This is a genomic window from Mesorhizobium sp. M1B.F.Ca.ET.045.04.1.1, assembly GCF_003952465.1.
Classification (GTDB): domain Bacteria; phylum Pseudomonadota; class Alphaproteobacteria; order Rhizobiales; family Rhizobiaceae; genus Mesorhizobium; species Mesorhizobium shonense.
The window spans coordinates 2,593,572-2,604,970 of sequence record NZ_CP034448.1 but is presented as its reverse complement, the minus strand read 5'-3'; the positions used below and the strand labels follow the sequence as shown (position 1 = coordinate 2,604,970).

The window sequence follows — 11,399 nt, the reverse complement described above, 5'->3', positions numbered from 1 at the left end:
AGAATGGGGCGATTTCTCCTATGCGAAAAGTTTTAGAGAATTCAAAAAAGGATTTTGAAGAAGACGGCGCTACGACCGGCGGATCGGATCCGCTCTATCCCAGCCAACATTTGACGCCCGCGAATCATGAGACTTCTCATTTCCTCCGGTTGCAGCATCAGACTTCCACCGGGCACACCAGCGTGAACGCCGTAATGAAGCTGGAAGCAGCGCCTTCCCGGCAGGACCTGCCTGCGTTGCCGACGGTGCAGTTGGGCGGGCTGCCCGTCACCGTGATTGATCGGCAGGGCGCCGCCCGGCTGATGATCGCAGCGGCGCGGCAACACCGCCACGGCAGCCGTCCGTATTATTTCACCTCCGCCAACGGCGAGGTCATCGCCCAGGCGCGTGCGAAATCGGAAATAGCTGCCCTCTTCCGCGAAGCCGACCAGATCTTCGCCGACGGCCAGCCGCTTGTTCTTGCCTCGCGCCTTTTGTGCCGCACGCCGCTGCCCGAACGGGTGGCGACCACCGATCTGTTCCACGACGTCGCAAAGCTCGCCGAGAACGAGGCCACGACCTTCTACCTGTTGGGCTCGACGGAGGCCGGGAACGCCAAGGCCGTGGCCGCCATCAAGGCCAGCTACCCACGCCTGCGCATCGTCGGCCACAGCCACGGCTATCTTTCCGGCCAGGCGCTCGAGAAAAAGCTCGATGAGATCAACGCGCTTGCGCCGGACATACTGTGGCTGGGCCTCGGCGTTCCGCGCGAGCAGATTTTTGTCCGCGATTTTGCGTCGCGGCTCTCGAATGTCGGCGTGATCAAGACCTCCGGCGGGCTCTTCGATCATATCGCCGGCAAGGTCCGGCGCGCGCCGCTCTGGGTCCAGAAGTCTGGCTTTGAATGGCTCTGGCGCATGCTGATGGAGCCGCGCCGGCTCTTCTGGCGCTATTTCACCACCAATCCCCGCGCCCTCTATGCCCTCCTGAGGTATTCGCAATGACCGCCGAACAATCGCTTCGTCCGCTGCCGGCGGGAACCGATACGGAGATCGCTATCGTCGGCGGCGGGCTCTCCGGAACGCTTGCCGCGACCCTACTTGGGCGGTCAGGTTACCGTGTCACGCTGATCGACCGCCACCCCGTTTTTCCGCGCGAGTTCCGCGTCGAGAAGATCGCCGGCGACCAGATCGACAAGCTGCGCCGGATCGGTCTCCTCGACAGTCTCTCGGCGGCGGCCGCAGCATTCGACGAGATCGTCAACGTGCGCAAGGGGCGTGTGCTCGACCGCACGCGCGCCCGCCACTACGGCATTTTCTACGACGACCTCGTCGCGGCGATGCGGGCCGAGCTGCCCAAGACCGTACGTTTCGTCGCCGGCCGGGTGAGCGCGGTGGAGGCTGGGCCCGAGCGGCAGCGTGTGTCGATCATCGGCCAGCCGGACGTGACGGCTCGCCTGCTTGTGCTCGCCACCGGCATGGGAGACATCCTGCGGCGCGACGTTGGTATCGAGCGGCGGTTTGTCCACCAGCGCCAATCACTGACCTTCGGCTTCAATGTCCGGCCGGCGGGCGCAAGCGCCTTCAAGCATCCGGCGCTGACCTATTACGGCGAGCGGGTCTCCGACGGGATCGACTACCTGAACTTTTTCCCGGCCGGTGGCGTCACCCGCGCCAATCTATTTGTTTTCCGGGACCACACCGACCCGTGGGTCAAGGCGCTGCGCGACCGCCCTCGCGAGACGCTCATCGAAACGCTTCCCGGTCTGCTCAACACATTCGGCGATTTCGAGGTCATCGACCGTGTCTCGAGCTGGCTCACCGACATCACCGTCGCCGAGAATTGCAAGCGCGATGGCGTCGTCCTGATCGGAGATGCCTATCAGACATCCTGTCCCGCCGCCGGAACAGGGGTCAGCCGGCTGCTCACCGATGTCGAACGCTTGTGCATGGTGCACGTGCCGCAGTGGATGGCATCGCCCGGCATGGCGGCGGCAAAGATCGCCACTTTCTATGATGATCCCATGAAGCAGGCGATGGATGAGCGGGGACTCGAGATGGCGAATTTCCGCCGCAGCCTGACCATCGACACCGACCTGCGCTGGCGCGCGCGCCGGCAGGTTCACTTCAGCCGCCGCCGCATCCTGCACGAGATCGACAAGGTGAGCCCAAGCTTTGCCGCGAGGCTGCGCGGGCTCAAGCGGCCGCAAATCAAAGCCGTCACCTGATCACGGACCCGTAGGCCGATGCATGTCGCCCAAAACCGCGCGCGGTTTTGGGAAGACGACATGCATCAAAACAAAGGCTTAAAGCGCGGCGCCTGAATCCGTTGCGGCGGGCTTTAGCGCATTTCGTTCGATGCCAGGCTCCGGCATGAAGATGACGGCGCGATAGAACGGGGGTCTTGAACGCACGTAGTGGCGTTCAAACCCGACGCATCGATCAGGACGATTCGGCAGCCTCATCGGAGGCCGGCGGCACCATCACGGGAGAAGGCTTGGCCTTCTTGACGTGCGCGGCTTCCAGGATACGCCGCGCCAATGCCTTGGCCGCCGGCAATTTCTCCACCGTCAGATGCGCCGCATAGCCGAGCGGGCTTCCCGCGCGGTAGATTTGCCACATCGGTGAAGGCCGGCCGCCGAAGATGCGCTTGTAGGGCTCGTCGCCGATGGTGAAATCGAGGTGGTGGTCGCCACGCTCGATACAGTCGCGGGCGATCTGCTCGAACATCAGGCTGCCGATCGACTGTTTTCTGTAGCCTGCTTCGTCGAAGCCGCCGAGAATGACCAGGAGCGAGCCGCGGTGCTCGAGCCCGAGCGCGCCAGCGATCGGCCGTCCGTTCATCCAGAATGCGTAGGTGCGGGCGAAACCGCCGCATCCTTCATTGGCGACGGCCAGATAGAAATCGAAATAGGAGGGCAGCTGCAAAAGGTCGGCGGGACCGTTGCTCCCGTCGAAGCGTTTGCCGCGATAGAGCTTGAGGGCATCGAATGTCGTGCGGATGGCGGCCGCGCCGTCCACGCATTCGAAGCGCGCCTCGCCCATGCGGTTGAGCTGCCGGGACTTCTTGTCGAGCTCCTTGCGATAGGACTGGTCCAGCCGGTGCTCGCGCCAGCCGGCGAATGTCGGTTCCAGCTTGCTGGAATAGGCGCTCATGCCCATGCTGTCGCGCTTGTCGATGCCGAGCAAGCGCTCCATCGCCAGCGAGCGGTCCGCCAGCTTGCCGACACGCAAGAGATCGTAGGGCCGCAAATGCTTGCGGATGGCGGCGACTGCGCGGCTGTCGGCGAGGATGCGGGAGAAGGTCTCCTCGTCGGCGACTGGCGACACATAGTCGGAAACCCGCATATCCGCGAATTCCACGGCCTTCAGCAGCGTATACCGGCGCCTCACCAGCGGCAGGACCATCGCTAGTTTCCCGCTTGCCCGCGCGCGTACGAGGATGATCAGCGGCGTGGCGGCGCCTTGCCGTACGATCCTCTCGTACAGTTGCGCGAGCCATATGGGATGCTGAAAAGCGGTCGCCGCCGAACTGGCGAACAGCTCGGCGTATTCCGTCGAGCGGAAATCGAACACATCCTCGGCAGTGACTTCAAACATGTGATCCGAACCGGCGCGACAGCGGCCTATCGACGACGTCTTGCATTTCAGGTCAAGATCGATCGCCGGGATTGTTGGAATCTTGGTATATGCGCAAAGTGCTAATGTTGCGTTGCACAGGGCCGGAAGGCGACCGGATTGCGGCGCGTGGCCCCAAGAATTTTTGCCTGGAAGCGCGCCGTCGGGCTTTGCCTGTAACCGCAAGGTAAGCTTTTTCAGCCAAGTCATTTCTTCCTCGGAAAACCGAGCACGATGAGAGCCGCACGGGAAGACATGCTGGCGATCGAGGTCATTGTTCCGCAATCGGCGCCCCGCCGCTGGCAGCAGCTTGTCATAGAGCGGCTTGAGGCGGACGGCCACGATGTCGCGGTGGCGCATCGGGCGGGCCCGGCAAGTTGGCCGGCCCCGGCAAAAGCCGCCTTCCAGTTCGAGCAACGTCTTTTCCGCCGGCCCGGACCGCTTCTCGGCTCAGCGGTGCAAGCAATCCAGGCTCGATCCGGCAATCGCCCCGCCGCGCTGAGGCTCGACCTCGCCGGCGATGCGGCCCCATCGGACGTTCCGACCATCGGCCTTTGGTTCGACGGATCGGGTGCCGATCTCTCGGCGGCAATTGCCGTCGCGGCCGGTCGGCTGCCGGTGATCGAGGCCGTCCTCGACAAGAAGACGGTCGTGGGCCAGGCGCGGCCGATGGTGGACAAGCGCGAATCCACCGCACTCGGCACCGAGGACGTATTCGCCCGGGCGATCACTCTGGTTCAGTCGGTCGCCCGCGCGTTTGCTGCGGGTCGGTTGCCGCTGGAACCGATCGCTGAGACCCATGCTCGCGGTCAGCGAGGCCGGTTCACATCGGCATATCTCGGCGCCGCGCTGCCGCGGCTGGGCCGGGAAGCACTCCGGCGCGCACGTTTCCGCCATGCGCACTGGCGCGTCGGCTACCGCTTCACCGATGCGCCGGGCGTCGCCGATACAGGCAAGCTCGGCACCGGTTGGTCGGTATTGCCGGACATGGGCGACCATTTCTATGCCGACCCATTCCCTTTCTGGCGGCAGGGTCGGCCTTTCGTCTTCGTCGAGGACTATCCGCATGCCACCGGCAAGGCGGTCATCTCCGTTGTTGCGTTCGACGCGAACGGTGTCCCCGGTACGCCTCGCGTCGTGCTGGAGGAGGCCCACCACCTCTCCTACCCGCAGGCATTCGAGCGCGACGGCGTGATCTGGATGCTGCCGGAGGCGAGCGCCAGCGGCAAGCTGACGCTCTACCGCGCCTCGGGCTTCCCGGATGGCTGGGTTGCCGAGACCGTGCTGGTCGAAGGCGAGATTTCCGACGCAACCTTGTTCGAGCATGAAGGCCTGCTCTGGCTGTTCGCCACGGACCGGGACGGCCATGGAAGCACTTCCGATACGCTGGCGGTTTTCTCCGCCCCCGCGCTCGCCGGTCCATGGCGGCCGCATCCGGCGAACCCGATCCTGATCGACCATCGCATGGCTCGCCCCGGCGGCGCCTTCGTCCGCAACCGCGATGGCCGCATCCTCCTTCCGGTTCAGGACGGAACGCTGGGTTATGGCGGCGGGCTTGGCCTGTCCGAATTGCTGCAACTCGACCAGCAGGCGGTGCGGCTCTCGGCGCCGCGGCCGATCGATGCCGCCGGCGACTGGCCCTATCCGAAGATCCACACGCTCAACCGGGCCGGCCGCCTGGAGGTGATCGACGGGATCGCCGCCGTGCGCAAGCGGTCAGGCAAGCAGTAGCGCCTCGTATCCCGCGCACATCCTGGCCGGCGAATATTTATCCCTGAGCCGCCGCCCCGCGGCCGAAAGCCTGGCTTTGAATTCCGGCCGCGCAAACAGATCGGCAAGTCCCGTAGCGATGCCGGCGGCGTCTGCCTCGACGAACAGCGCGGCGGGTGAGCCGTCCTCCGCGGTCAGCACCTCGCGCATGACGTCAAGGTTGCTCGCAACGACCGGCAGGCCGGAAATGGCCGCTTCGACGCAGGCAAGGCCGAAGGTCTCCGTCATCGAGGCAAACGCGTAGGCATCGCCGGCAGCAAGGAATTCGAAGATGCGCGCCGGAGGAACCTCGCCGACGAGATGCAGGCGGTTCGCCACGCCGTGGCTTTCGGCGAAGGCGACGAGCGCCTCGCGCTCCGGCCCGGCGCCGGCGAGCGCGACATGGACATCGGGCAGCCGGTCGAGCGCGCCGACAAGCGCGATCTGGTTCTTCATGGGCGTCAGCCGGCCGGACGAGACAGCCAGCCATACGTTCTGCGGCAGGCCGAAGGCGGCGCGCGCCGCCGCCTTGTCGAACTCCTCGCCCGGTACGGGAACGCCATGATCGATGCGGCGGATACGCCGCCGGTAGGATCGCGGGTAGGAATCGAACTGCGCTTGCGTCCAGCCGGAATTGACGACATTCGCCTGGTAAAGGCCGATCATGCCCATCAGCTTGTCGATCTGGGAGAGCAGCCCCATGACGCCCTTGCTATGCGGGGCGCCGCTCTGGTTTGCGACGATGTGCCTGACACCGGCCAGCCGGGCGCCGATCGTGCCGAAGATGTTGCCATAGTGCTGGTAGGTGATGACCGCGTCGGGGCGTGCCCCGCGCAGATAACGCGCCAGGCCGATGCTTGCCCGGATCTGTCCCGGCAATCCGCGCGGGCGTTCCGACAGGACAAAATCCGCATTGGGGTCGCGGTCATAGGCATCTGTCTTGCGATACATGAAGACGGTGCGCACGTCATGGCCGCGGGCCCGCAATCCTTCGCCTACCATGTCGGAGATGCGTTGCGCCCCCGCCGCCTCCGCCTGGGTCTGCACCTGGACGATCTTCACGTGCGCCCTCTCATGAGCACATGCGGCACGAGACCGATCCTGTCAAAAGACAAGCCGAGGATCGACGGGTTGATGCCGATCCTGCGCCGGGCGATCGACACCCCGAAGGCCGTCCAGGCGATCACAGTTCCGGCGATGCTGAGTGCCGCGCCTATGGGTCCGAGGTAGTAGGTTGCCACGGCCGTCACGCAAAGTCCGACCACGTTGACGACGACAAGCACTTTGAACAGCGCATGCTGGAGACCGGTCAACTGCAGCAGGACTTCGATCGGGCCGCAGGCCGTGCCGAATGTCGCCCCTATGCCGAAGATGACGAGCGTTGCCCTCATGGTCGGCGTCGCATAGGCCGGATTGAATATGGACAGGATGAAGCTGCCGAATATCCAGAACGTCGCCAGAACGCATAGCGCAATGGCCGAGCCGCCAAGCGCGGCGAGACTGGTGATGCGCTGCACGTGAGCCCTGTCGCCGCTATAGAAAGCGGCCGATATCTGCGGCGCCAGCGCCTGGTTCAGGCCGTTGAGGGCGAGGGTCACGAAACGGGTGGTCCGGTCCGCAACGAAGATCGCGCCGGCCGCCTCGGGCCCCAGGATCATCGCCACGAGGAGCGTGCTGACCTGGCCGAGAGCGGGCGGCAGCGAGGTGACGCCCCATAGGCCAAGCGTGACGGTCTTGAACTCCTGCTTTTGCGCTTCGGTGAGACCGCCGCGATCGGCCCGCATCGTGTCGCGTGCCAGGATGATTGTTTGCGGGACGACCGAGAGGACGAGCAGCAGTGCCGTCAGGTACGTTGCCGTAACCGCATCCATCTTCACATGCATGAAATGCAGCGCCAGAACGGCGGCGATCGTCGCCGCGCGCCAGATGATATCCCGCGGCAACAGGCCCGATATCAACGCGTTCTTGGCCCGGAAAGCGCCGGAGGTAAACTCCGACCAGCCGAGCGAGAAGGACAGCACCGCGGCCGCCACACACAGCGGGAGCCATTCTGGCGTTCCCCTGCCGATGAAGGGCAGCAATCCCACCATGATGATGAGCAGGCTGGTGCCGATTAGCCCGGCCAGCGCAACCAGAATGGCGCGCGCCATCAGCCCATGAGCCGAGGCGAGGTCGCCCAGTCCGGCATATTGGGGCCAGAACCGGAGCACGGTGCTCTGCTGGCCCACCGAAGCAAAGAAGGAAACCAGGCTCGCGCCGGCATAGGTCGCGCTGTAAAGGCCGAACTCCCGTTCGTCCGTCACCATCGCCACGGCCACGAACATGAGGAAGGACAGGCCCGCGCTGGCAAGCTTGATGATGCCGGCCACGGCGCCGCTCTTGGCGAGGGCTGTGATCGACATGCGCATGTCGGTCGCCGGGCTGGCCGCTGCCCCCTGGGCGGCCTCGCGGTTCCCTGTATTGTCCTTCAACGTCGCCTCCTGAGACGATCGGCGATGGGCCTACCCCGCACCTACGACGACGCTCAAAACCCAATCCTGCATAAGCAAAATGCCGTAACCGCGCCAGCGCGAACGCTTCGCATGGTTACCGGCATCGCCCACGCAGAGCTCATCGTCACGCCGCCACCCTTAACGGATGGCTAACGATAATCCTTAATAATGTGGAGACGCGTGAGGTCGTGAGATCGCGGCTCTGCATGAGGGAAATGATGAAGCCAGCCAGTATCGACGAGCGCGCTCTCCCGCCCTTGTTCGACATAGGTGCCGTCTGGGCCATCCTTTGGGCGCGTCGCCTGATGGTGCTTGCCATCGCCGGCGCGACAGTGCTGCTGGCGCTCTCCTATCTTGCGGTGACGAAGCCGAGCTATACGGCGACCGCCTCGATACTGATCGACCCCCGCGACACGCGCGCGACCAATTTCAACAACGTGCTTCCCGGGATCGGCTCCGACAGCGCCGCGATCGCCAGCCAGGTCTTCGTCATCCAGTCGCCCGACCTCATAGGTTCCGTCTTCAAAAGCCAGAAGCTCGACAGTGATCCGGAATTCGCCGGCGTCGGCATGATGTCGCGTCTGTTGTCGCTGTTCGGAGCCGGCGCGACCCCCACGCAGGATGCCGCCTTCAAGCGCTTCCAGAGCAAGGTATCGGTGGAGCGCGAAGGACTCACCTACGTCATCAATGTCAGCTTCACGTCGCCGTCGCCGGAAAAGGCCGCGCGCATCGCCAATGCCATCGTCGACCAGTACCGGGCAGGCCTCGTGGGAGAACGCGAGACCGCCAACAGCGACGTGAATACTCTGCTGACAGACAGGATCTCGGGCCTGCAAAAGGATGTCAGCGACGCAGAGCGAGCGGTCGAGGATTTCAAGGCCAAACACAATATAGTGAATTCGACGGATGGCGGCACGCTGCAGTCGCAGCTCGATCAGCTCACGGCACAGCTGATAGCCGCCCAGGGCGACGCCGATCGGGCCAAGGACCGGTACAACCAGGCGCTGGCGGCGGGCACTTCGCCGGCCGGCCTCACCAAGCTGGCGGACATTCTTACCTCCACTTCCGCCAGCAAATTGCGCGACGACTACAACCAGCGCGCCACCGAGCTTGCCAGCTTGCAAACCATGTACGGGCCGCGTCACCCGACGATCGGACGGCTTCAGTCCGAACTGGAGCGGTTGCAGCGACTGATGGCGGCTGAAGCCGACCGGATAAGGCAGCAGTTGAAGGCCAGCTACGATCTTGCCGTGCAGAATGTCGGCAAGCTGCAGGACAAGCTCGAAGCCCTGCGTCAGCAGTCCACGGACTCAAACATCGCGCAGGTGCAGCTGCGGCAACTGGAATCGAAGGCGCAAGCCGCGCGCGCCGTGCTCGACGACTATCTCAAGCGCGCCCAGGAAACGTCCCAGATGCAGGGCGTGCAGACTTCCGAGGCGCGCAAGATCGGCGTAGCCTCGCCGCCAGTCCAGCCGACATGGCCGAAGCCGGTCCTGCTTCTCCTGGTGAGCGCCGTTCTGGGGCTTCTCGCCGGATGCGGCCTCGCTCTGGCGCTTGGTCCGGTCCCGCAGCCGCAAGAGGATCCGCAGGCACCGAAGGACGCCGCGCCGGAGCCGGTCGTGGACCGCACGCCCGTCAGCCCCCTGCCACTGCCGATGCCTGCCAATTTCGGCGAATACCGTCTGCCTGGCGTTGCCGGCGGGACCGCCTATTCCAACATCAAGGCGATCAGGAAGCAGCTGTTCCAGACCGGAAACGAAACGCTTTCGCTCGACGTCCTGAAGATCATGCGGCAGATGATCCTGCACTTGAACGATCATGGCAAACCCTTTGTCATCCTCGTGTCGTCGATACGCAGCAGCTTCGAGGCAAGGATCGCGGGCGCGATGCTGGGCATCGGCATGCAAAGGGCGGATCAAAATGTGCTGATGGTGGAAATCGGCGATCATCTGTCCAACTCGACGACGGACGGAGCCGGATTGTTCATCGATGGCGCGACCGGTCTGCGGACGGTCGTGTGCGGTTCCGTGACGGAGAAAAGTCCTGGCGTTGCGGACCGCAACACCTTCCGCGGCCTCCTGACTGAGGCTGGGAGCGCATTCGATTTCGTGCTCGTGACCGTGCCTTCGTTCAAAGAGGACGGCTGGAATCCTGAACTCTTCGCCAAGGCAGACCTGGCGATTCTGGCGCTCAGCCCGTCCGAACAGCCTTCGGAGGCTGCCAAGCTCATCGCGCAGAAATTCGGCGCCGGCCAGATCGGCCGCAGTGCCACTCTTGTTGTCGCGCCGGATGGCGCGCGGCCGGCCGGAGCGATCGACGGTCCGCGAACCACAGGCGAACGGCGCCACATGTCCGCCGCCCGCGGATGAGCCGTGGAGGCGGTGGATCGATGACATCACCGCCCAAGGTGTCACGGCGACATGCGCTGGCGCTCGCCGCCGGAGCCCTTTTCGCCACCTCCCTCCTGCCCAGGTCCGCCGCGCTGGCGACGGCCGGCGCCCGCGTTCCGTCGCGCGGCTTCAACCTTCCCGGATGGCTCGATCGCGGCGACGGGCCCGCTCCCGCCGCGGCCACGCTTGAAAAGCTGCGCCAGGCGGGGTTCGAAACGATCCGGCTGCCGGTAAACGGCGACCTCGTCTCCAGCGGCGGCCCGGCAACGCTTCGCCGCATCCAGAACGGAATCAGGGACCTTGTCGGGTTGGGCTTTTCCGTCCTGCTCGACATGCACCCCTCGGGCAAGCTGGTGGCGGCGTTCCGGAGCGATCCCGAGGCCGCGGGCGGGCAGGTGCTCCAGGCCTGGACGGCGCTGCGTGTCGTCGTCGCCGATCTGCCGGCGGACTGGGTCTATCCGGAGCTCCTGAACGAGCCGCCCATGGAACGAACCAACTGGCTGGCGCTGCGCGAACAGATCGCCGCGACGCTGCGAGCGACCTGCCCGCTCCACACGCTGGTCTGGGGACCGGCGCGGTTTCAGGGCATCTGGGAAATCGCCGACACGCCGCCGCTCGCCGACGACAACCAGATTGCCGCCGTTCACTATTACGCGCCCATGGCATTCACCCATCAATGCGAGAACTGGGATGCCTCGCCGCTCGCCCGCATCGCCAACCTGCCCTTTCCCGCAAGCAAGGAAACGGCACAGGTGAACCAGCTACTCTCCAAACTGCGCGCCGCTGGCGACGAAGAGGCCGCGAACCTCGTCGAGGACGAACTGTCGGCGCCCTGGGCGGAGGCGCGGATCGCCGCGGACTTTGCCGACGTGGCGCGCTGGTCCGCGACCCACGGCTGCCCGGTGATGCTGAACGAATTCGGCGTGCTCAATTTCTGCGTGGACGCCGACAGCCGGGCGTCCTGGGTGCGCGCCGTGCGCAAGGCGGCGGAAGCAAACCATGTCGCGTGGACCTATTGGGAACTCGATCAGGGTTTCGGCTTCATCAGGAGCAGGCAGAGTGTCGAAGGCTTCGACGACTCGATGATTGCCGCGCTCCTTGGGGGTTAAGCGGGAAACGGACGTGGACGACAGACGCCATAAACGCTTGCTGGAGCAAGCAATGACCGGGAC

Annotated in this window: 8 protein-coding genes; 5 read left to right on the top strand and 3 right to left on the bottom strand. The window is 64.9% G+C overall.

What is annotated here, in order from left to right; translation table 11 throughout:
• Nucleotides 1-194: 194 nt before the first annotated feature.
• Entirely contained in the window at nt 195-983 is a 789-nt protein-coding gene (locus EJ071_RS12765; RefSeq protein WP_126102560.1) for a WecB/TagA/CpsF family glycosyltransferase, read from the top strand.
• On the top strand, nt 980-2,206 hold the full coding sequence (locus EJ071_RS12760; RefSeq protein WP_126098184.1) for an NAD(P)/FAD-dependent oxidoreductase: 1,227 nt from the start codon (nt 980-982) through the stop codon (nt 2,204-2,206). The genes EJ071_RS12765 and EJ071_RS12760 overlap by 4 nt, the downstream gene beginning before the upstream one ends.
• A gap of 214 nt (nt 2,207-2,420) precedes the next feature.
• Here EJ071_RS12760 and EJ071_RS12755 read toward each other — a convergent pair whose 3' ends face one another.
• Nucleotides 2,421-3,578 carry a GNAT family N-acetyltransferase gene (locus tag EJ071_RS12755; RefSeq protein ID WP_126098183.1) on the bottom strand — a complete coding sequence of 386 codons (1,158 nt, stop codon included), beginning with the start codon at nt 3,576-3,578 and terminating at the stop codon, nt 2,421-2,423.
• Between the two features lie 252 nt (nt 3,579-3,830).
• Between EJ071_RS12755 and EJ071_RS12750 the strand changes: the two genes are divergently transcribed.
• Nucleotides 3,831-5,327 (top strand): hypothetical protein, encoded by a 1,497-nt coding sequence (locus EJ071_RS12750; RefSeq protein WP_245460210.1) that lies wholly within the window; start codon nt 3,831-3,833, stop codon nt 5,325-5,327.
• Here EJ071_RS12750 and EJ071_RS12745 read toward each other — a convergent pair.
• Both EJ071_RS12745 and EJ071_RS12740 read right to left on the bottom strand, forming a co-directional pair.
• The gene (locus EJ071_RS12745; protein WP_126098182.1) at nt 5,313-6,407 is read right to left on the bottom strand and encodes a glycosyltransferase family 4 protein; all 1,095 of its coding nucleotides are present in this window, start codon (nt 6,405-6,407) and stop codon (nt 5,313-5,315) included. The genes EJ071_RS12750 and EJ071_RS12745 overlap by 15 nt on opposite strands.
• Nucleotides 6,404-7,816: a lipopolysaccharide biosynthesis protein gene (locus EJ071_RS12740; RefSeq protein ID WP_126098181.1), complete on the bottom strand. Its 1,413-nt coding sequence runs from the start codon at nt 7,814-7,816 to the stop codon at nt 6,404-6,406. The genes EJ071_RS12745 and EJ071_RS12740 overlap by 4 nt, the downstream gene beginning before the upstream one ends.
• A gap of 236 nt (nt 7,817-8,052) precedes the next feature.
• Between EJ071_RS12740 and EJ071_RS12735 the strand changes: the two genes are divergently transcribed.
• Entirely contained in the window at nt 8,053-10,206 is a 2,154-nt protein-coding gene (locus EJ071_RS12735; RefSeq protein ID WP_245460209.1) for a GumC family protein, read from the top strand.
• 20 nt (nt 10,207-10,226) lie between these two features.
• The gene (locus tag EJ071_RS12730) at nt 10,227-11,336 is read left to right on the top strand and encodes a cellulase family glycosylhydrolase (RefSeq protein WP_126098180.1); all 1,110 of its coding nucleotides are present in this window, start codon (nt 10,227-10,229) and stop codon (nt 11,334-11,336) included.
• The last annotated feature ends 63 nt before the right edge of the window (nt 11,337-11,399 follow it).